Raw genomic sequence first — 22,298 nt, forward strand, 5'->3', positions numbered from 1 at the left:
TTAGAATGCACTACCGATACTAAATTGGAATTGCTCGATTTCATCACCGTCATATTTCTTGATTGGTTTTGCATAAGAGAACACTAACGGACCAATCGGTGAATTCCATTGGAACGCCACACCGGCCGACGCTCTAATGCGTTTATAGTCACCGTAATCCGGTAATGTCGGATAAGTCTCTTGTTTCCATTTCGTATTCCAAACGCTTGCCGCATCGACAAATAATGATGTTCTTACATTATGTTGATATTTTTCGCTGACAAACGGAGTCGGTACAATAAACTCTAGACTTGCTGTTGCCATCGCATTACCACCGACAATATCACCGTTTACGGAGCTGAATGAAGCGTTACCGCTTGCATCACGGGTTAAATAAATCGCTTGCGGACCTACCGCACCATAAGCGAAACCTCTTAATGAACCGATACCGCCCGCCGAATAGGTTTGATAGAACGGTAGTTTTTTACTTCCGAAGTCGTTTGCATATGCAACGCCCATTCTGGTTGATACGACCCATTTATGTTCACGGTTTAACGGATAATAATTTCTAAAATCCGCACTGATTTTATAATATTGGTTATCCGATCCCGGAATGGTTACTCTACCGCCGATACTTGCTACGCTACCTTTCGTCGGTAAGAATCCACGGTTTAAACTGTTATAATTCCAACCAAATGAAAAATCGAAATCATCCGACTTAAACTTCTTATAAAAATCTAATGCCGGATCGATCTCATAGTTCATTGATTTAATATAAAGCTCACGATTGTATTCACGACGAGCGTTTGTAATGGCATCATGCGTATAGCCTAAACCTAAGTAGTAGGAGTTATTTTCATCAACCGGGAAGCCTAACGTTCCGTTAATACCGTAAGTCTGACGCTTATATGCTGCGGAAATATCATTTTTCGAGTTATCATAATCTTCATAGAAAACGTTACCGCCCAAGCTGACTCCGTCTTTGGTAAAATACGGCTCGGTATAGCCTAAACTAATATTTGTACCGTAATCATTACGCGTACCGTTTAAACTGATGGTAGATCCCATGCCAAGAAAATTCTCTTGTTTAATACCGGCTTGATAACTCAACCCGCTTTCCGTACCGTAACCGATACCAAAACTGATGCTTCCCGTATTGCGTTCTTTAATTTTGTAGAGTAAATCAACTTGATCCGACGCATTCGGCACATTCGGGTAACTCATTTCCACAGACTCATAAAAACCGGTACGTTCTAAACGTGCTTTACCTAATTCCGCCAAACTTGTGGATAACCAAGTCGCTTCTTGCTGACGCATTTCACGACGAAGCGTTGAATCTGCCGTAACGCTATTTCCCTCAAAACGAATTTTTCTCACGTAAATACGATTACCGGCATCAACGACAAAACTAATACGCACCGTTTTGTTCTCTTCATCAAATGTCGGGTATAAATCGATCTTCGCCGAAGCAAAACCATTATCACCTAATACTTGCTTAATCCCGTCTTCAATTTTTTTCAATTCATCTTTGCGGAATTGCTCGCCCGGTCGGAAATCTTTCAGCAATGCATTTAACTCTTTATCCAGCTTTGCCGTATTTCCGATGATACGAACTTCACTGACGTTATACTGTTCACCTTCCTGTAGCTTATAGGTCAAGGTTACGTCTTTTTTATCATCGCTAAATTGAACGTCACTTTTTTGAATATTGAATTTTGCATAGCCTCTGTTCATATAGAAATTGCGAAGATTTTCTAAATCTTGATTATACGCCTGTTGTTCAAATTTACTGCTTTCAAAAATATTCCACCATGATACGTCCGGTTGGATATCAAGTTGTTTCGTTAACTCTTTAGCACTGAATGCCTGATTACCTTCAAAATTGATAACTTTGACGTAAGACACATCGCCTTCTTTAATATCCAGTTTAATATTCATTCCGCCCGATTCGGCTTTTGTTACGACGGAATCAACCGTCGCATTATAACGACCGATGGAATGATAGTGTTCGATTAAGGCTGATTTAAACTCTTCTAATTTTGCCGCATCGAATACTTCACCTTTTGTAATCAAATTTGCTTTTAAATTTTGCTCTAAAGGCTCTTTCGGAATTGCCGAGTTACCCTCAATATCCACATTATTAATCACCGGATATTCTGCAACTTTAATCACTAAAGTATTGCCTTCACGCGTAGCCCGTACATCGGCAAAGCGTTTTTGAGTAAACAGTTGTCTCACGACGTTTGCAACGTCATTATCCGTAGCCGTTTGACCGATTTTTACCGGCAATGTGGAAATAATCGCCGCACCGGTTGCAGGTTGGACACCATCAACGCGAATCTCTTTAACGACAAAAGGCGCAGCTGCAACACCGTTTGCAACTAAAAGTGTAGAGAGTAATAGTTTTTTCATCGAAATGATCCTATTAGTTTGTAAAATTATTCTGTAATCTAACCGCTTGTTAGGGCTAGAAATGTATTAAATCATTGAATAACGTAAATACCATCAGGCTAAGCACAAAGGCTACACCTAATTGCTGAAAACGAAATTGAACCTTGTCCGAAAGCGGTTTTTGGCGTATCGCTTCACCGCCTAATAATAACAATTGCCCGCCGTCTAACGGTAATATCGGGAATAAATTCATCACACCGAGGTTAACGCTGATTAACGCCATGAAACTAAGATAGTAAATAATGCCGATTTCAGCAGTTACGCCGGCACCTTTTGCCATGGTAATCGGTCCGCCCATATTCGTGATAGATAGTTCACCGGTAATTAAATTGCCAATAAATTGCAAAATAATTTTTATAAGCGAAACAACTTTATACACACTTTTCTCAAGAGCGGCAAGAATATCATACTTTAGCTCCGTCCGATACTTATCCGCTAAAGGTTCAAACGTCGGTGTAATACCAATTAAATAACGCTTTTCCTTTTCCGATTTTTCCGGGATCAGCCAAAACGTTATCTGTTTACCGTCTCTCTCAACTACCAACTGTACATTTTCACCGGTTTGAACTTGTTTGATCAAATAAGGCCAATCAAACGGCTGCTGATTTATCAATAAAATCTTATCACCGACTTTCACGCCGGCTTTGGCTGATGCGGAATTTTCGACTACCCCTTTAATAATTGGTTCCACCACACCGCTTTTCGGTTTGATTCCCAATGTCTGTAGCGGATTTTCTTTATTTCCTTCCACATTCCAACGGGTTAAATCTAATTTCAGCGTTTTCGGAAAATTCCCATCAATAAATGCGCCTTCAACAGGCACATCTTTTGAGCCGACTTTGCCGATTAAGGCTAATGTTACTTCTTCCCAGTCTTGTACTTGTCTACCGTCCACCCGCTTAATTTCAAATTCGGGTTCAAATTTTGCTTGTGCCGCAATGGAATCCGGAATGACGCTTCCCACTACAGGTTTAACGGTCGGGATTCCGATACTGAAGACTAACCAATAGGCAAGAATCGCAAAAAGAAAATTTGCAGCCGGACCGGCAATAACAATAAATGCTCGCTGCAGAACTGTTTTGTTTTTTAGAGATTGTTCTGGCGATAACTCGAATTCTTCTTCACCATTGTACATTTGGACATACCCGCCCAACGGAATCATGGAAAATGCAAACTCCGTACCTTGTTTATCTTTTTTACGCCACAATACTTTGCCAAAACCGATTGAAAACCGTAACACTTTAACGCCACATTTTCTCGCAGCCCAAAAATGTCCGTATTCATGCACAAAAACAAGCACACAAATTAAAACAAAAAATGCCAATGCGGAAGTCATGCACTTACCTTTTTATAAAATAAAGAAGAAACCTGTGGCAAAAACAGGCACTGCGGCGGTGAGACTATCAATTCGATCTAAAATACCGCCATGGCCGGGAATTAAATGACTGCTGTCTTTAATGCCGGCTTGACGTTTAAACATACTTTCACTTAAATCGCCTAAAATAGAAATCGCGACCGTAATGGTCGATAGCACGATAAACGGCACCGTCGCCAGTTCTTTACCGAAGATATTGGGCGGAGATAATTGTAAGAAAATAAAAGCGATGACAGCCGAAGTAAATACCCCGCCGACAGCTCCTTCCCAAGATTTACCCGGCGAAACTTTCGGGGCTAATTTACGTTTCCCGAATGCCCGACCGACGAAATAAGCGCCCGAATCGGCGCCCCACACCAATAAGAAGACATAAAGTAATAAATAAGTTCCTTGATGAGGATCAACGTAATATTGATGGAAGCGTAACGCAAGCGTACCGATTAAAAACGGAAGTAGCGTACAAAAACCGAAAATAAACTTGGCACTGATTGATTTTTCCCAAATTTTCGCTGAATTCGGATAGGTGACGACCAAATAAGTTGCCATGCTCCACCAAATACATCCGACAAATAGGATTGGCGTCGTTTCATCGGTAAGAAAACGTGCCGCCTGAATATAAGCCGTCCCTGCCATAATCGGAAAAATCAATAAACAGGTAACGACAAAAGCAACGATTGCACGTGCAATCGGACGCTTAAAACCGGCAAACTGCGCCCATTCCCACATAGCCAATACAATAATTGCCGAAAGGATAATCGTGAAAGGTAACGGCGAAAGCCAAAATAATGCGATTAATGCTAAAGCAATCAATACAATTGCGGATAAAATACGATCCTTAAGCATTTACTGGTCCTTTATAATTTTAATAACCACCAAAACGGCGTTCACGTTGTTGATAAGCTTCTACGGCTTGAGCAAAATCCGTTTCATTAAAATCCGGCCATAACACCGGACTAAAATAAAGCTCCGCATAGGCAATCTGCCATAGCAGGAAATTACTGATGCGTTGTTCCCCGCTTGTACGGATTAATAAATCGACTTGCGGTTGATCTTCCGTCGACAATGCCTGTTGGAAGCGCTCTACCGTAATATCGTCAACTGAAATTTCGCCGAGTTTAACTTTGACCGCCAATTGCTGTGCGGCATTGACAATATCCCAATAGCCACCGTAATTTGCTGCGATATTAAGAATAAGCCCGGTATTATTGGCAGTAAGCTCTTCCGATTGACGAATACGTTTTTGCAAACTTTCACTAAAGCGGGATTTATCACCGATAATTCTTAAGCGAATATTATTTTTATGCAGTTTTTTTACTTCCGAATCCAGCGCTTTCATAAACAGCGTCATTAATGCCGACACTTCGGCATCCGGTCTACTCCAGTTTTCACTGCTAAAGGCATAAAGGGTAAGTACCTTAATTTGATGGCTTGCTGCAAAATTTACCGCAGCTCTGACCGCTTTTACGCCGTTTTGATGTCCGAAAATGCGTAATTTACCTTGCTGTTTAGCCCAACGACCATTACCATCCATAATAATGGCAACATGTTGCGGCATATTTTGAGGATCAAAATTCACGGAAAACTCTCTTAATTCATCAATTTAAGCACAATTCATCAAAGTGGAAATCATATCACAATGCGCTATATTGGGGAATCAGACTTAATCGTTAAAAATTATCTTTTTTCTGCCGTAGTGCAATAAATTCATCCAAACTGACCGCTTGCATAAACGGATTGATCTGTTTTTCCACCCCAATCGTTGTCGGAAGTGTAGGACGAAATGATGCTCTTAATATATCCGCCCGCTCTTGATATTCCATGAGAACACAACTTTGAGGCATCACGCTTTGTGCAAATTTTAAATTACTTTGCGTATATTCATGAGCGGGATAAACCTGAACAAAATCCGGCAATTGTTTAAATCGAGCTAAAGCCTCAAACTGAGCTCGATAATTCCCCGTAAATACTCTACCGCATCCCCCTGAAAATAACGCGTCTCCACAAAAGAGATAAGCATTATCCAACAAATAGCTCACATGCCCAGCGGTATGTCCTGCGCTTTCAATGACCTGAACGGGTAATCCGAATAATTCCAATTGCATTCCCGCTTGGACAAGCTTATTTGCAAACGCTTTGGTTTCTTCCGGTCCGAATACGGGTAAATCACGATACTGTTCGACAATACTTGCAACTCCATCGGTATGGTCATGATGATTGTGAGTTAATAATATTGCAATAGGGGTTAATTGTTGATGAGACAAACACTCCAATACAGGTTTCGCTTCGGACGGATCAACAATAATCACTTCCTTCCCTTGTTGAATCACCCAAATATAATTGTCCTTTAATGCCGGAATCGGTTTGACGGTTAACACAATACGCTCCATACAATAATGGGCAATATCACTATTGCCCATTTCATCATTTATTTATCTAAAAACAGTGCCGCCGCACCACGAACACCGCTCGAATCCCCATGGATAGCTTTCTTAATCACCGGCACCTCCGCATTACGCATTAAATAAGGCGGTAAGGCTTTCGGTAAGGCTTCATAGATATAATCGAAATTCGACAAACCACCACCGAAAACAATCATGTCGGGATCCAATACGGTAATATACCCCGCAACGGCAATCGCCATTAATTGAATGTAACGTTCGACAAACTCAACGGTTTTCGGATCTTTATCATAAAAACGCTGAATAATCGTTTTCGCATCAATTTGCTCTCCCACCAAATCGCGGTATAAGAATTCAAAACCTCGCCCGGAAATATAGCTGTCCCAACATGCCGTTTGACCACATCCGCATTTATAAACAGGCGCTTTGTCCCAACCGAGCAATTTTAATGCCTGATAGTCCAGTTTTAAGTGGCCGACCTCGCCTGCCATCCCGATTTGACCGGAATGCGCTTTACCGTTTAATACAATACCGCCGCCGAAACCGGTACCGATAATAAACCCTAATACCGTCTCATATTGCAGATTACTTGCATCCCAAGCTTCGGAAAGCGCCAAACAGTTTGCATCATTTTCCGCTCGGACTTCGCGTCCCAAACGAACCGTTAAATCGTTTAACAGTGGCTTACCGTGTACTACGGCGATATTTGCCATTTCAGCCAATCCGCTCTTATGGTTGACAAATCCGGGAACACCCAATCCGACTTTACCTTCTTCACCGAATTTCGCATCGGCATTACGCACAAGGGTTTCAACCGTATTCAACCAATCTTCATAGCTGGTTTGCGGCGTCGGTACCCGTTCGGTATATAATTTATCCAATTTTTCATTAAATACCGCAAGTTCGATTTTTGTACCGCCGATATCTAAACCATAGTAAAACGCCATATTAGCCTCGCTTTTTAAATAAATTGAAAGTTTCTAAATAAGGAACCGCCCAAATAAACAGCACCGCATGGAAACCCCATGCAATCAAGGTACTGACAAAAAGATCTATAGGATAATGCATTCCCAAGCGTAAACGACTGATCAACATCAAACCCGCCCAACAAATTGCAAAAATTTGTGCGAAAGAGACCGCTTGTCCTGACAAACCGAGCAATAAACCGGCGAAAACCAACATCCACGACACCGCAAAAATCGTGTGACCGGACGGGAAAGAATAGCCCAGCTCATCCGCTTGATGCAGTACCGCAAAATTCTCATCCGTTTTGGCAAATTTCAAAACTTCTTTCTCTTGATCGATTTTCGGCAAGGCATAAAAACTTTCCGTTTGAGTTTGGAACATTTCCGTAACAAACGGACGCGGCTCTTTAAATATCGATTTCGCACCTTCTTTAATCGCTTGCGTCCCAATCACGGACGTCGCACAAATAAAGCCGATCAACACCCACGAATAGCGTTTGCGCGCCAGCCACATCAGCCATAACATAAACAGTACGCAAGTGATCAACGCATAAGGCGTTGAGCCCGTTTCCGTTAAGATAAACAACCAATAATCAAGATCGAACGAACGATACTCAATGCCTAACGACCATTGCCAGCCGATAGCCCATGTAACTAATGGCACAAGTAACATTAAAAAGGTATAAAAGGAAAGTTTTTTTAACACTGAATAAACTCCGACAAAAAAACCGCCTACAACAAGCGGTCATTACTTATGAATAATTTACCAATCAAATAGCTTTAGTGGATCTCGGCAATATAATTTTCTTCTCTTCACTTTGACGATAAAGTACCAAAATATGTCCGATCGTTTGTACTTCCGCCGCTTTTGTTTCCCGCACGATAGCGTCAATGATCAGCTGCTTCATTTCACGATCCGCACCGGCAATTTTAACCTTAATTAATTCATGATGATCCAAGGCATTCTCTATTTCTGCAAGAACCCCTTCCGTTAATCCGTTGCCGCCGAGCATCACAACCGGATTTAAATGGTGCGCCAAACCCTTAAGATATTGTTTTTGTTTTGTTGTTAATTGAATTGACATTGAATGTTGCCTTTCGTTTAAAAATAGGAATAAAAATCCTGCTGAAAATAACACAAATATCCCCGTTTTCAAAGTCAGAATTGATTGTGTTATCATGTCAAATATTCATTTTAGACATAAAAAAGGATCAGCTATGCCGACACTCAGCGTTGCAATGATTGTAAAAAACGAAGCGCAAGATCTCGCACAATGCTTGGAAACCGTCAAAGATTGGGCGGATGAAATTGTCATTTTAGACAGCGGTAGTACGGATAACACCAAAGCCATCGCTCTCGAATATCAAGCCAAATTCTTTGAACACACTGACTGGCAAGGCTTCGGCAAACAGCGCCAAATCGCTCAACAATATGTCACCGGCGATTACGTGCTTTGGCTGGATGCGGATGAACGCGTCACGCCGGAACTGGCGCAATCCATTCAACAAGCGGTCAGAAACGATGAAAAAAATACCGTTTACCAACTTGGGCGTTTAAGTGAGGTGTTCGGACGGAAAATTCGCCATTCAGGCTGGTATCCGGATTACGTTGTGCGTTTATATCGTACGGATTTTGCGGCTTACGGTGATGAATTGGTTCACGAAAAAGTACATTACCCGAAAAACGCACAAGTGAAAAAACTGAAAGGCGACCTGTTGCATTTTACGTATAAAGACATCCACCACTATTTGGTGAAATCGGCGGGCTACGCTAAAGCTTGGGCAATACAGAAAGCCGGCGTAGGTAAAAAAGGCTCGCTGCTTCAAGGTGTCACCCATGCCGTCGGTTGCTTTGTGAAAATGTATCTATTAAAGGCCGGTTTTTTAGACGGAAAACAAGGCTTCTTACTGGCAGTACTCTCGGCGCATTCGACCTTTGTCAAATACGCCGATTTATGGAACCGCACGCGCGAAAAGTGAACGCTATACGCAACAAGCGGTCTGTTTTGCTTGGCATTTTGCAAATTTTAAGACGAAACCGACCGCTTGTATTTACGCCCACATTTTGCCGATAAACGGCAAAATCGTTTTCAGCGCCGTCGGAATCGAAATTAACGTTAAATTTTTCTCCGTCGCTTTACCCATCGGCGGTGTAAACGCAATGTGTTTGTCAGCGTCATTTATCGGTCGCCAGCGGCGCGGAATAGCGGATAATCGGCTCGGATAAAATCCGATCGTCGGAATATTCAGCGCACCGCAAATATGTAACGGACCGGTTGAACCGGCGATAAATAAATCGGCACAAGCCAATGAATGCACAAAGTCCGTCAAACCGTCATTTTTATCGTAAACGACCGCATTCGGATGATTCACCAACCCTTGCAAAATATGCGCCTTGTCGCCTTCATTCGGTCCCGCCGTCAGCACGACTTGGCAATCAAATGCACCGAGGATCCCGTTGATCATCTCCGCATATTGTTCCAAGGATAAATTATTCGCCGAGCCGCCCGTACCGCTATGCACAAATAACCATTTCTTTGATAAAGACAACCCTAACTGCGCGGCTAACTTGGCTTTTTGCTGTTCAATTCGTTCAGGCGCAACGGTTAAATAAGGCGGATGAGGTTCGACAATCGGTATTCGATGATCCGTCAAAAATTTCCGTACCAAATCCACGTTATATTCCGATTCCGCTTTTTCGGAGCGGGAACGGCGCTGCGTCAAACGATGATTATAAAGAAATTGAAACAATTTCGTGGCGGGCGCCAAACGATACGGAATGCCGCTTTTCCACGTTAATTTGGCGTTATACCAATCGGAGACGAAACAAATGACCGCCTCAAACCGACCGGCAACGACATCATTTAAAACCCGCTGATTTTCTTTTGGATTCTGTTTGTCCGTACTGTCCGACAACACTTCGTCAATGTACGGGCAAAGTCTTGCCAGCGGTGCCGTATATTGGGGAACCAATGCGGTAATTTTCGCTTGGGGTAACGATTTCTTCAGCATGGCGAAAGCCGGCCACGCCACCATAAAATCACCGATTTTGTCATTTCGAATGACTAAAATATTTTGCATTGTTTATTCTACCTGTTAGAACTATTTAGGCTATTTTAATCGTCCGTCGGCATTTTCTCCAGCGACGCTACATGATTTGTACTTTAATTTTTCCGATTTTCCGCTAGAATACCGACCCTGAACGCAAACCTCTTTCTGCGTAATATTATTCATTTCTTCACATTCTTCAAAAATATAGGAAACGATATGTCAGCCACAATTCTAGAAACCCTTCCTCTCGGTCAAAAAGTCGGTATCGCCTTCTCCGGCGGCTTGGATACCAGCGCCGCCTTATTATGGATGCGTCAAAAAGGCGCCGTGCCTTATGCCTATACCGCAAACTTAGGTCAACCGGATGAAGACGATTATAATGCCATCCCGAAAAAAGCGATGGAATACGGTGCGGAAAACGCCCGCTTAATTGATTGTCGTACCCAGCTTGCCCACGAAGGTATCGCGGCGATTCAATGCGGTGCATTTCACATTTCAACCGGCGGTATCCCTTACTTTAATACCACTCCGCTTGGTCGCGCCGTCACCGGAACCATGCTGGTCGCAGCCATGAAAGAAGACGACGTCAACATTTGGGGCGACGGTTCAACCTTCAAAGGAAACGATATTGAGCGTTTCTATCGTTACGGTTTGTTAACCAACCCTAAACTCAAAATCTACAAACCGTGGCTGGATCAAACCTTTATCGATGAACTCGGCGGTCGCCACGAAATGTCCGAATTCCTGATTGCCAACGGTTTCCAATATAAAATGTCGGTCGAAAAAGCCTACTCAACCGATTCTAATATGCTCGGCGCAACTCATGAAGCTAAAGACTTAGAATTGCTCAGTACCGGCATCAAAATCGTCAAACCGATTATGGGTGTTGCGTTTTGGGACGAATCCGTTGAAATCAAACCTGAAACCGTTTCGGTCACGTTTGAAGAAGGCGTTCCGGTTGCCTTAAACGGAAAACGTTTGGACGATCCGGTTGACTTGATTATGGAAGCGAACCGTATCGGTGGTCGTCACGGTTTAGGTATGTCTGACCAAATTGAAAACCGTATTATCGAAGCGAAAAGCCGCGGTATTTATGAAGCGCCGGGAATGGCTTTACTGCATATTGCTTATGAGCGTCTAGTTACCGGTATTCATAACGAAGACACGATCGAGCAATACCGTATTAACGGCCTACGTTTAGGTCGTCTGTTATATCAGGGCCGCTGGTTTGATCCGCAAGCGTTAATGTTGCGTGAAACAGCTCAACGTTGGGTGGCGAAAGCGATTACCGGTACCGTGACCTTAGAATTGCGTCGCGGCAATGACTTCTCGATTCTTAACACCGAATCCCCGAACCTCACCTACGAACCGGAACGTTTAAGTATGGAAAAAGTGGAAGATGCGCCGTTTACGCCGGCAGACCGTATCGGCCAGCTTACCATGCGTAATTTGGACATCGTAGACACCCGCGGTAAATTAGGTATTTACTCGGAAACCGGATTACTCTCCGTACAAAATAATGTGATTCCGCAATTAGGAACCAAATAGTTTTACCTTGTAATCGAAAAGCACACCATTCGGTGTGCTTTTTTGTGACATTCGATAAGTCAGTAACATTAAATGTTATTTTCTCGTCGGCTCGATAATTTGAGACGGCTCTAAAGTTGTGGCATCCGCTCCGATTAATAAATTGAGCGCCATGCCCGTCCGTGCAAAAAACTCTCGAATCCGAACTTTGTAATGTGAATCCGGGTATTTCGCCACATAGCAAATGGCATCAATACGTCGAAACTTCGCAATCAGCAGCGCTCTTTCACAATGAAATTGCTGTGAAATAATCACGAAAGGCTCCAACTGAAATACTTTATCCGCCCGAATGATCGAATCCAACGTACTGAATCCGGCGTAATCCTGCTTAATATTTTGCGCAGGAATGCCCATTTTCAACAAATCATTGGTCATCATCTTCGGTTCATTATAATAAGCGGTACGATTATCCCCGCTCATCAATAAATAGTGGACTTTTTGGCGGTCGAACAGCTGCTTAGCCGCTTCTAACCGATACTTGTAATATAAATTAGGCGAACCGGACGGATAATATTTTGCCGTTCCCAGCACAACGGCATATTCTCTTTTCGGTATTTGAGCGGCATCATGATAGATCGCCTCTCTCACAATATAACCTGTACCAAAGTCAATCGCCAACATCAATAACCCCAAGGAAAACATTAACCACAATCCCCATTTCAATAGACGCAACACATAGCGAATTACATTAACTCTCAATGTAACCGCTTTACTTTCTTGTGCGATATTGTGTGTCGTGGTTTGTTCTTTCATTTTTGATCTTTTGCTAACCTGGTTTCCGCATGAGTAATATACATTGTCGCCCCGATAATAATCGCCGCGCCTAACCACAATTTTCCCGGTGGTACCCAATTAAAGACAAGCCATCCGGCTAAAACGTTCAACGGTAATTTAATAAAATCAAACGGTTGAATATAAGAGGCATCCGCCAAACTGTACGCTTTCGCCACGGCTAACTGAGCCAATGCCGTAAAAAAGCCTAATAAAATCAGCCAACCGAAATCACTGAATGACGGTAAGTTAAACCCTGTCGGACTTAAATTCGTGAGTGCAATCAATAGATTAAACGGCGTAATTAGAATAAACAAATAGGCAACCATGGTGGTCGGGGAATCCTCTACCGATAATTTTTTGACCATCAACGAATAGCATGCCCAAAAGAAAGCCGCTGCGACAGGTAACAAGACCACCCAATCAAAATTTTCCGACCACGGTTCCAAAATAATCATCGCCCCGATAAAACCCAAACCGGTTGCCATCCAGCGTTTAGCATCGACCTTTTCTTTGAGCAACAGCCCCGAACCGATCGTCACAAACAGCGGTGAGGTCATTAATAAGGCGATACCTTGCCAAATCGGGATAGGATACGCAAGCGCCATCGTCCAGCATTGGATTCCGATTGCAGATAAAAACACTCGAAAGCAATGTTGACCAAAGTGTTTGGTTTTTAAGGACTGAAAAAAGCCCATATTCGCCATACTCGGCATTAAAAAAACAAAGGCGACAAGGTATTGCACTAAAGCAATCACGCTGGCATCAATGGTCGATACCGAAGTAAGTTTAGGGATTAACGTATTCACACAAGCAAACAACACGCCTGCCGTGATGATCGCAATCGCCCCTTTAACGGGTTGATGATTGGACATATAAGCTTAAATAACAAGAAATCAGATAGCAATTAGCATAGCCGAGCTAATAGAAATTGCAAGTCGGATCTTATTTTGCTCTTTTTAACGCCGTTTCCATTATATAGAAAAATAAATAATGAAATAATCTCAACCTAAAGCGTTATCGTCTAACTTCCCGAGCAATTTGATAATCGTCAAAACTTCATCAACGGAAATCTCTATATTCCCTACGAATGACTTAATCGGGTCAATTTTCTATTTTGTGGGGAAATGATATGAAACATCAATCAGACAGCAGCCATTTTTCGGCGGAACGACGTTCGTTTCTCAAAGGAGGGGCTGCATTAAGCGGAGCGGCGCTTGCAGCAAGTGCCGTTCAAATTCCAATTGCAAAAGCTAATCCAAAACCAACCGCTTCTACGGCGAATGAAAAACTTGTTTGGAGTGCTTGTACCGTAAACTGCCACAGCCGTTGTCCGTTGCGTATGCACGTTCAAGACGGCGTGATTAAATATGTGGAAACCGATAATCTCGGTTTAGACAATTACGGTGATTTCCACCAAGTGCGTGCTTGTGCAAGGGGGCGTTCAATGCGTCGTCGTGTCTATAACCCGGACCGTTTGAAATATCCGATGAAACGGGTCGGCAAACGTGGCGAAGGTAAGTTTAAACGCATTACTTGGGACGAAGCCTTTGAAGAAATTGCGTCCAATTTAAAACGTATTATCGCCCAATATGGCAACGAAAGTCTTTATTTGCCGTTTGCCACAGGTACACTAGGGGCAACGGTTGCTGCGTCTTATCCGCCGCCACGCAGTATTTCCAGCCGTTTTATGAACAGTATCGGCGGTTGTTTAGGACATCACGGCACTTACAGCTACGCCCAAATTTTTGAAGCCATTCCTTATATGTACGGCAGTAATGCAGGCAATAGCCCGACGGATATTGAAAATTCCAAACTGGTGGTCTATTTCGGTAATAACCCTGCGGAAACCCGTATGAGTGGTGGTGGCGTGACTTACCTTTATCAACAAGCGGCGGAACGTTCGCAAGCTAAAACTATTATGATCGATCCACGTTATAACGACACTATTGCAGGTCGTGGCGAGTGGATTCCGATCCGCCCGGGAACCGATGCGGCATTAGTGGAAGGTATGGCGTATGTGATGATTACCGAAAACTTGGTCGATCAAGCCTTCCTTGATACTTATTGTATCGGTTATGACGAAAAAACCTTACCTGCTTCGGCAAAACCGAATGCTCACTACAAAGCCTATATTTTAGGGCAAGGGGACGATCAAACGGCAAAAACACCCGAATGGGCAGAAAAAATCACCGCCATTCCAAAAGAGCGCATTGTCAGCCTTGCGCGTGAAATTGCGACTACAAAACCTGCTTATATTTGTCAAGGTTGGGGGCCACAGCGCCACGCCAACGGTGAACAAGCCGCCCGTGCTATCGCAATGTTAGCCTGCTTAACGGGTAACGTGGGGATTAGCGGTGGGAACAGCGGATCTCGTGAAGGTTTCTATACGATGCCGTTTGTGCGTTTGCCTGTGGGCGAGAACCCGATTAAAGCCAAAATTCCTATCTTTATGTGGACTGATGCCGTTACGCGCGGCAAGGAAATGACCGCTTTAACCGATGGTTTAAAAGGTGCAGAGAAGCTCAATCAGCCGATCAAGTTTATCCTGAACTACGCAGGCAACTGTATTATCAACCAACACTCAGACATTAACCGTACTTTAGATATTCTACAAGATGAAAGTATGCTCGAAATGTTAGTGGTGATTGATAACCATATGACTTCAACCGCCAAATGTGCCGACATTCTCTTACCCGATTGCACCACATCAGAGCAGATGGACTTCTGTATGGACGGCTCAGCGGGCAATATGGGCTATGTGATTTTTGCCGACAAAGCGATTGAACCACAATTTGAATGTAAACCGGTCTATGAAATCTTGGCAGGCATTGCGGAAAAAATGGGGGTGAAAGAGCAGTTTACCGAAGGCAGAACCCAAGAAGAGTGGTTACGCCATCTCTATAAACTTACTCAAGAGAAAAATCCGTTCTTCCAACAGTTCAGTTTTGAAGAGTTCAGAGAAAAAGGCATTATCAAACAGAAAGATCCTGCAGGGCATATGGTCGCGTTCAAAAAATTCCGTGAAGACCCTGTGGCAAATCCGCTCACCACCCCATCGGGCAAAATTGAGATCTATTCCGAACGTTTGGCGAAAATCGCTGAAACGTGGAAATTGCCTGAAGGTGATGTGATTAGCCCATTGCCGATTTATGCCCGTCAATTTGAAGGCTGGGACGATCCGAAACGTGAGCAATATCCGTTACAGCTCGTTGGTTTCCACTATAAATCCCGTGTTCACTCCACCTACGGCAACGTCGATGTGTTACAACAGGCTTCGCAACAATCCGTTTGGATCAACCCGCTTGATGCCGAAAAACGTGGCATTAAACACGGTGAAATGGTGCGGATTTTTAATGATCGTGGTGAAACGCGTGTCATGGCGAATGTCACACCGCGTATTATGCCTGGTGTTACCGCAATGGGTGAAGGCGCTTGGTATATGCCTGACGGAAAACGGGTGGATCATAACGGTAGCTTTAACGTTTTAACGACACAACGCCCGTCGCCGTTATCAAAGGGCAATCCACAACATACGAACTTAGTTGAAATTGAACCAGTGGTGAAGGGGTAATAAGTTATGAGTAAAAAACAATACGGATTTTACATCGATTCGCAACGTTGCACGGGCTGTAAAACCTGCGAACTGGCGTGTAAAGACTATAAAGATTTAACCCCTGATGTGAGCTTCCGCCGTATTTACGAATACTGCGGCGGCGGTTGGAAACAACAGGGCGAAGCGTGGACGCAAGATGTGTTCTCTTACTATCTGTCGATTTCCTGCAATCATTGTGACAACCCTGCTTGTGCGAGCGTTTGCCCAAGCGGTGCAATGCACAAGCGCGAAGACGGTTTTGTGGTAGTTGATCAAGAAGTCTGTATCGGCTGTCAATATTGCTCAATGGCTTGCCCTTACGGCGCACCACAATTTAACCAACAACTAGGCAGAATGACCAAATGCGACGGCTGTTTTGAACGTGTAGAACAAGGTTTAAAACCAATGTGCGTCGAATCTTGTCCGTTGCGTGCGTTAGATTTATTGCCGATGGATGAACTGAAAGCCAAATACGGAGAAATTCGTGATGTCGCGCCGTTGCCTGATTCGAGCTACACCCAGCCGAACATTGCATTACGTTTAAATAACAACGCCAAACCGACCGACTATCAAGGCGGTTTCTTAGCCAATCCGAAGGAGGTCTAAAATGGGAGCCGGATTACACGAACTACCACTCGTCTTTTTTACCGTGTTGGCTCAAACGGTTGTCGGGGCATTTATTGCACTGACCTTCCTGCTTGCGACACCAAAAGGTAAAACGGAAGCCAATAAAACTCACTACATTATGACCGCACTTTGGCTGATCATGGCAATCGGCTTTATTGCGTCCACCACCCACTTAGGTTCACCCGAACGGGCGTTTAATGCGTTAAACCGTGTCGGTGCGTCGGATTTAAGTAATGAAATCGCCACCGGCTCACTATTCTTTGCCCTTGGCGGTGCTTACTGGGCGTTAGCGGTCAGCCGTTATTTGCAAAAAGATCGCCCGAACGTACCGCTTGTCGGCATGGTTTCATCCATTGAAAGCAAACTGCCGACCGCATGGCAACCGTTAGGACGCATAGTGGTTGCTATTTCAGGTTTAATTTTTATCGGGGCAATGGCAAAACTCTACCTAATCCCAACCGTGCCGACGTGGAACAGCGTCTATACGCCCGTATCCTTTTTCTTAACGGTAGTATTGGCAGGTTCTGCTTTGACGGTCGGTTTATTACAAGCGGTACGTTGCGGTGAAAACTTACAAAAAGCTTTTGTCGGCATTGCGATAGTTGGCGCGATTACCGCTGCAATTAGCACCTACTTGAACTATCAATATCTCACCGGGGTAAAAACGGCAATCTTCACGGCATTAGATCTCGTGCCTGATTATTTCACTATCACCTTTATCCGTTTTGGATTGATCGCGACCGGGGTTCTTCTATTATTGATTTCATTGAAAAAACGCACCGCACTTACCAGCTTCAGCGGATTTGCGTTAATCCTGATCGGCGAATTACTCGCTAGAACCTTGTTTTACGGATTACATATGACGGTAGGATTGAAAGCGTTAGGGGGCTAACTTATATAGCGTTTCTTTAACTTCCCTTCCCCTATTTACTGGGGAAGGGGGAAGGGGCAAAGGTTAAGCTCTAAACTGGCTCGGCGAACAGTGATAATAACGTTTGAATGTTTTGCTGAAATGCGCTTCCGAGCTATATCCCACTTCTGCCGCAATCTGCCGGATACTTTTTTGGCTGTATTTCAACAAACTTTCTGCTTTTTGCATTCGTAGTTCCGTTAAAAATTGTCCTGCCAACATCCCCGTTTTCTCTTTAAATTGCTTAATGAACGTCGCCCTTGACATTGCACAACACTCAGCAAGGCTTTCCATCGTCCACTCTTGAGCAGGATCCTCCAACATCGCATTGACCGCACAGCTTAAACGGCTATCTTGCAATGCCGCTAAAATGCCTTCTTTCACCTGATGACGGGCTAAATAATCTCGAATTAAATAAGTGAACAATACATTAGACAAGGCGTTCACAACCGCTTTGCCGCCTAGTGCCGGTATCGTCTCTTGGCGCAACATGGCTAATAACGACAAAATAGAATGATTTGCCGTAGATAAATACCATTGCGGTAAAGAAATGAGAGAACGGGACAACGGGCTGGAATAATGGAAATAACCGCAAAACATTTCAAAATCATGCACTAAGTGGTTATTTGCACAAAGCGTAAATGCACCGTACTCTTGCTGTATATCAATCCGCAACGGATCCGGTTCCGATTCGAGGTGTCTTTCTACAATATGTGCCGAACCATAGGGTAAGAAAAAAACATCGCCTTCTTTAAGATGATAACACTGCTCTTCCAAACGCAAGCAGCACTGCCCTTTCGAAACGATATGGAATACCCCCAATAGATCTTTACTCTGAACATTATTCACTTGCCAGCTACCATTGAAACGGCACAAAATATTGATTTCTCCTTTAATATGTGCAAATTCAATCAATCTGTCTAAATAGTCCATCATGCTCCTCTATAGTATGAATAATAAAATGATCATATTAAGCAACGTTAACTTGAGTATAAACGGATAAAAATCGAATAAAAACAACTTATTTGTAAAAAATCGATTAAATCCGACCGCTTGTATTTAGCCGTTTAAAAATCTAGACGTTTAGATGGCTAAAATTTCTTGACAAAGTACTCTGCTTTCGTAAACTTAACGGCATTCCACTGAATACAAGCGGTCACTTTTTGCCGTTTTTTTGCAAGGATCACTATGGCACAGCAGATAACTCTTTTTGATGAAACACCCCTTGAACTGACTTTGGGTGGAACGCTTTCGCCGATCCATGTAGCCTATCAAACCTACGGCACGTTGAATGCGGATAAAAGCAATACCGTGCTGTTATGCCATGCTCTCACGGGAGATGCCGAACCCTATTATGCACCGCCTGCGGATAAAGGTTGGTGGCAAGATTTTATCGGTCCGGGATTGGCCTTTGATACCGATAAATACTTTTTTATTTGTTCTAATGTGCTCGGCGGTTGCAAAGGAACCACCGGACCGTCTTCAACCAATCCGCAAACACATCAACCTTACGGCAGTCAATTTCCGATTATTACCGTGCAAGATATTGTCAAAGTACAAAAAGCCTTACTCGACAAACTCGGTATCACCCGATTACAAGCGGTAGTCGGCGGTTCGTTTGGTGGCATGCAAGCGACACAATGGGCGATTGATTACCCGACACAAGTACGCAATATCGTCAATCTTTGTTCCTCATTAACCCTAAGTGCGGAAGCCATCGGGTTTAATCACGTGATGCGCCAAGCGATCATTAATGATCCGCATTTCAACAACGGCGATTACTATCACGGCACACCGCCCGACAACGGTTTAAAGATCGCTCGAATGCTTGGCATGCTGACTTATCGCACCGATATGCAATTGGCTAAAGCTTTTGGGCGAGAAACCAAACAAACGGGAGAAATTTGGGGCGATCATTTCCAAGTAGAATCTTATCTCAGTTACCAAGGGATCAAATTTCTCCATCGCTTTGATGCCAACAGTTATTTGCGGTTATTAAGAGCCATGGATCTTTACGACCCGGCTTTAACCTATGCGAATGAACAAGAAGCGCTTTCCCGTATTCAAGCCAACTATACGCTCGTGGGGGTCACGAGTGATCAACTGTTTAAACAGGTTGACCTGCATAAAAGTAAACAGCGTTTGGAAAATGCCGGAGTTACCGTCGATTTTTACGAATTTCACTCCGACTTCGGACACGATGCGTTTTTAGTCGATTACCCGTTTTTTGAAGAGATGATTAAGAAAGGAATTGCGAAGTAATTAAACGCTTTTCAACCTATTCGGCAATACAGACTGAAACAGCTCTCGGCTTTTAAGCGGCGCTGATCCCAAATAGGGCTTCAAGGCAATACGGGTAAAGCGTTTTGCCGACTGTAAGGTTTCTTTCTCTGAAAAATCCATTTCCGCAAAAGCCAATAAATCTTTGCCGATAAAGGTATAGTTATTTTGTAACAGAGAAGCGATAAAGCCTTTATTTTCACTGAACTGATAGGTCATTTGCGGCTCTACGGGTAAGCCGGTTGCCGCACAATGTGTAAAATTAATGCCGTAACCGAGCGCTTGTAGCGTATGAAATTCAAAGGTGCGTAAGATCGGCTCAATTTCATTCGGTCGGCTTGCCAACTTTGTCATACAGTGCAGATAATGCTGAAATAACTCAGGGTAAGCGGTGTGATTTTCCAATACTCTTACAAGGACTTCATTGACATAAAAACCGCTATACAGTGCCAGTGTTTGCATAGGTAAGGTCAAGGAAGCCGGTTCGGCTTTGGTGAGTGTTTTTAAATCCCCTTTGCCCGTCCATTTCAGCAGTAACGGAGTAAAGGGTTGAAGAACAGATTTCAATGGTGAACGTGGTCGTCTTGCCCCTTTGGCAAGTAAGGTTATACGCCCGTGATTTTCAGTGAAAAAATCAACAAGCAAACTGCTTTCACTGTACTCTCTGCGATGTAACACAAAGCCACGTTGCCACTGTTCGATCATTATTCGTCAATATAACCCAAACTTCTTAACGCACGTTCATCGTCCGCCCACCCTGCTTTGACTTTCACCCATAGCTCAAGGTGGACTTTATTATCAAACAGACGTTCCATATCTGCACGGGCTTCGGTGCCGATCACTTTGATCTTCTGACCTTTGTTGCCGATCACCATTTTCTTCTGCCCTTCACGTTCCACTAAAATCAAACCGTTGATTTCATAAGTGCCACGCTCGTTAGTTTTAAACTGCTCAATTTCAACTGTCACCGAATAAGGCAACTCTTCACCCATAAAACGCATTAGTTTTTCACGGATAATTTCTGACGCCATAAAACGTTGCGAACGGTCGGTGACATAATCTTCAGGATAGTGATGAATGCCTTCTTTTAGCGACTCACGCACAAATTTCTCTAAAATATGTACGTTTTTGCCCCGTTGAGCTGAAATCGGAATGATCTCTTTAAACGGAAATTTCTGCGATAAAGCGGTCAGATGTGGCAATAATTCTTCTTTTTCCTTGATATTATCCACTTTATTAATTGCTAAAATCACAGGGGCTTTGGTCGAGCGTAATTTATTGAGAACCATCTCATCATCGTCCGTCCATTTTGTGCCTTCCACCACAAAAATTACCATATCCACATCGCCAATCGCACTGGCTGCCGCACGGTTCATTAAGCGGTTAATCGCCCGTTTTTCTTCAATATGAAGCCCTGGAGTATCAACATAAATCTCTTGATACGCTCCTTCGGTTTTAATCCCTAAAATACGGTGACGTGTTGTCTGTGCTTTGCGAGAAGTAATCGAAATTTTCTGCCCTAAAATTTTGTTTAATAGCGTTGATTTTCCCACGTTGGGACGACCAACAATGGCGATAAAGCCACAATATGTTTTTTGATCTGTCATTATGTTCTCTTAAAAAATTATTTATTTTATCCCTAAAACCTTTATCACCTGCAATGCGGCATCTTGTTCGGCTTTACGGCGGCTTGTGCCATTACCGATAAAAATCTCATCGACTTTTTCGACTTTACAACTCACTTTAAAGGTTTGATTATGTGCTTCGCCTTTAATATCAATCACTTCGTAAGTCGGTAACGGTAGCTTACGCCCTTGTAGATACTCTTGCAGACGGGTTTTCGGATCTTTTTGTGCTTCCCCCGGTTGCATCTCATTCAGAAGCTGTTGATACCAATAATGCACACGCTCTATCGCCCGATCAATCCCTGCGTCTAAATATACCGCTGCAATAATCGCTTCTACACAATCGGACAAAATGGACTCTCGACGATAGCCGCCACTTTTTAATTCTCCAGCCCCCAATTTCATATACTCGCCCAACTCAAATTGACGAGCGACAACCGCAAGGGTCTGTTCTTTCACCAATGCCGCACGCATACGGCTTAATTCCCCTTCATCCGCTTTAGGGAATTTTTCATATAAGGCTTTGCCAATGGCAAAATTTAAGATGGAATCGCCAAGAAACTCAAGGCGTTCATTATTTTTGGAAGCAGCACTGCGGTGAGTGAGGGCTTGGGTGAGGTAATCAAGGTTAGCAAATTGATAACCTAATTTTTTCTGTAATCGTTCTAGTTGCATAAGTTTAT

Annotated in this window: 21 protein-coding genes; 6 read left to right on the top strand and 15 right to left on the bottom strand. The window is 43.4% G+C overall.

The features are described from left to right. From bamA to yhbY, 8 genes are all read right to left on the bottom strand, one after another. Nucleotides 1-2,391: an outer membrane protein assembly factor BamA gene (gene bamA / locus ACEYKX_RS08105; RefSeq protein WP_373766435.1), complete on the bottom strand. Its 2,391-nt coding sequence runs from the start codon at nt 2,389-2,391 to the stop codon at nt 1-3. Between the two features lie 55 nt (nt 2,392-2,446). After that, nucleotides 2,447-3,766: an RIP metalloprotease RseP gene (gene rseP / locus ACEYKX_RS08110; RefSeq protein ID WP_373766434.1), complete on the bottom strand. Its 1,320-nt coding sequence runs from the start codon at nt 3,764-3,766 to the stop codon at nt 2,447-2,449. Between the two features lie 12 nt (nt 3,767-3,778). After that, nucleotides 3,779-4,648 carry a phosphatidate cytidylyltransferase gene (locus ACEYKX_RS08115; RefSeq protein ID WP_373780703.1) on the bottom strand — a complete coding sequence of 290 codons (870 nt, stop codon included), beginning with the start codon at nt 4,646-4,648 and terminating at the stop codon, nt 3,779-3,781. 19 nt (nt 4,649-4,667) lie between these two features. Further along, on the bottom strand, nt 4,668-5,381 hold the full coding sequence (gene uppS, locus ACEYKX_RS08120) for a polyprenyl diphosphate synthase (protein WP_373766432.1): 714 nt from the start codon (nt 5,379-5,381) through the stop codon (nt 4,668-4,670). Nucleotides 5,382-5,472: 91 nt separating this feature from the next. Next, a complete protein-coding gene (gene gloB / locus ACEYKX_RS08125) occupies nt 5,473-6,180 on the bottom strand; it encodes a hydroxyacylglutathione hydrolase (RefSeq protein WP_373766564.1) in 708 nt (235 codons plus the stop codon). A gap of 50 nt (nt 6,181-6,230) precedes the next feature. Continuing rightward, nucleotides 6,231-7,151: an N-acetylglucosamine kinase gene (gene nagK / locus ACEYKX_RS08130; RefSeq protein ID WP_373766431.1), complete on the bottom strand. Its 921-nt coding sequence runs from the start codon at nt 7,149-7,151 to the stop codon at nt 6,231-6,233. A 1-nt stretch (nt 7,152) separates the two neighbouring features. Continuing rightward, the gene (locus ACEYKX_RS08135; RefSeq protein WP_373766563.1) at nt 7,153-7,842 is read right to left on the bottom strand and encodes a phosphatase PAP2 family protein; all 690 of its coding nucleotides are present in this window, start codon (nt 7,840-7,842) and stop codon (nt 7,153-7,155) included. Between the two features lie 97 nt (nt 7,843-7,939). Beyond that, nucleotides 7,940-8,254, bottom strand: coding sequence for a ribosome assembly RNA-binding protein YhbY (yhbY, locus tag ACEYKX_RS08140; RefSeq protein ID WP_373766430.1), 315 nt, complete (start codon nt 8,252-8,254; stop codon nt 7,940-7,942). A gap of 133 nt (nt 8,255-8,387) precedes the next feature. Between yhbY and ACEYKX_RS08145 the strand changes: the two genes are divergently transcribed. After that, nucleotides 8,388-9,149 carry a glycosyltransferase family 2 protein gene (locus tag ACEYKX_RS08145; RefSeq protein WP_373766429.1) on the top strand — a complete coding sequence of 254 codons (762 nt, stop codon included), beginning with the start codon at nt 8,388-8,390 and terminating at the stop codon, nt 9,147-9,149. A 72-nt stretch (nt 9,150-9,221) separates the two neighbouring features. On the opposite strand, the gene ACEYKX_RS08150 is transcribed toward ACEYKX_RS08145, so the two are convergent. Continuing rightward, on the bottom strand, nt 9,222-10,250 hold the full coding sequence (locus ACEYKX_RS08150; protein WP_373766428.1) for a glycosyltransferase family 9 protein: 1,029 nt from the start codon (nt 10,248-10,250) through the stop codon (nt 9,222-9,224). Between the two features lie 186 nt (nt 10,251-10,436). Between ACEYKX_RS08150 and argG the strand changes: the two genes are divergently transcribed. Continuing rightward, a complete protein-coding gene (argG, locus tag ACEYKX_RS08155; protein ID WP_373766427.1) occupies nt 10,437-11,768 on the top strand; it encodes an argininosuccinate synthase in 1,332 nt (443 codons plus the stop codon). Between the two features lie 75 nt (nt 11,769-11,843). On the opposite strand, the gene ACEYKX_RS08160 is transcribed toward argG, so the two are convergent. Further along, complete coding sequence (locus ACEYKX_RS08160; RefSeq protein ID WP_373766426.1) at nt 11,844-12,560, bottom strand: vancomycin high temperature exclusion protein; 717 nt, start codon at nt 12,558-12,560, stop codon at nt 11,844-11,846. Beyond that, nucleotides 12,557-13,453 (bottom strand): DMT family transporter, encoded by an 897-nt coding sequence (locus ACEYKX_RS08165; protein ID WP_373766425.1) that lies wholly within the window; start codon nt 13,451-13,453, stop codon nt 12,557-12,559. The genes ACEYKX_RS08160 and ACEYKX_RS08165 overlap by 4 nt, the downstream gene beginning before the upstream one ends. A gap of 257 nt (nt 13,454-13,710) precedes the next feature. Between ACEYKX_RS08165 and ACEYKX_RS08170 the strand changes: the two genes are divergently transcribed. The 3 genes from ACEYKX_RS08170 to ACEYKX_RS08180 are packed head-to-tail and all read left to right on the top strand — an operon-like array spanning nt 13,711 to nt 17,692. Continuing rightward, entirely contained in the window at nt 13,711-16,152 is a 2,442-nt protein-coding gene (locus ACEYKX_RS08170) for a DMSO/selenate family reductase complex A subunit (RefSeq protein WP_373766424.1), read from the top strand. Nucleotides 16,153-16,158: 6 nt separating this feature from the next. Further along, the gene (locus ACEYKX_RS08175; RefSeq protein ID WP_373766423.1) at nt 16,159-16,779 is read left to right on the top strand and encodes a DMSO/selenate family reductase complex B subunit; all 621 of its coding nucleotides are present in this window, start codon (nt 16,159-16,161) and stop codon (nt 16,777-16,779) included. A 1-nt stretch (nt 16,780) separates the two neighbouring features. Next, nucleotides 16,781-17,692, top strand: coding sequence for a DmsC/YnfH family molybdoenzyme membrane anchor subunit (locus tag ACEYKX_RS08180; protein ID WP_373766422.1), 912 nt, complete (start codon nt 16,781-16,783; stop codon nt 17,690-17,692). A 63-nt stretch (nt 17,693-17,755) separates the two neighbouring features. On the opposite strand, the gene ACEYKX_RS08185 is transcribed toward ACEYKX_RS08180, so the two are convergent. After that, complete coding sequence (locus tag ACEYKX_RS08185) at nt 17,756-18,646, bottom strand: helix-turn-helix domain-containing protein (RefSeq protein WP_373766421.1); 891 nt, start codon at nt 18,644-18,646, stop codon at nt 17,756-17,758. Between the two features lie 252 nt (nt 18,647-18,898). On the opposite strand from ACEYKX_RS08185, the gene ACEYKX_RS08190 reads away from it, so the two are divergent. Beyond that, nucleotides 18,899-19,972: a homoserine O-acetyltransferase gene (locus ACEYKX_RS08190; protein ID WP_373766420.1), complete on the top strand. Its 1,074-nt coding sequence runs from the start codon at nt 18,899-18,901 to the stop codon at nt 19,970-19,972. Here ACEYKX_RS08190 and recO read toward each other — a convergent pair whose 3' ends face one another. The 3 genes from recO to rnc are packed head-to-tail and all read right to left on the bottom strand — an operon-like array spanning nt 19,973 to nt 22,290. Continuing rightward, nucleotides 19,973-20,695, bottom strand: a complete 723-nt coding sequence (gene recO, locus ACEYKX_RS08195) for a DNA repair protein RecO (RefSeq protein ID WP_373766419.1) — start codon at nt 20,693-20,695, stop codon at nt 19,973-19,975. Then, nucleotides 20,695-21,597 (bottom strand): GTPase Era, encoded by a 903-nt coding sequence (gene era / locus ACEYKX_RS08200; RefSeq protein WP_005711218.1) that lies wholly within the window; start codon nt 21,595-21,597, stop codon nt 20,695-20,697. Before era ends, recO begins: the two co-directional genes overlap by 1 nt. 21 nt (nt 21,598-21,618) lie before the next feature. Then, the gene (rnc, locus tag ACEYKX_RS08205) at nt 21,619-22,290 is read right to left on the bottom strand and encodes a ribonuclease III (protein WP_373766418.1); all 672 of its coding nucleotides are present in this window, start codon (nt 22,288-22,290) and stop codon (nt 21,619-21,621) included. Nucleotides 22,291-22,298: the final 8 nt, after the last annotated feature.

Origin of the sequence: Glaesserella sp. (assembly GCF_041817755.1) — a bacterium.
In the GTDB taxonomy this organism is placed as follows: domain Bacteria; phylum Pseudomonadota; class Gammaproteobacteria; order Enterobacterales; family Pasteurellaceae; genus Glaesserella.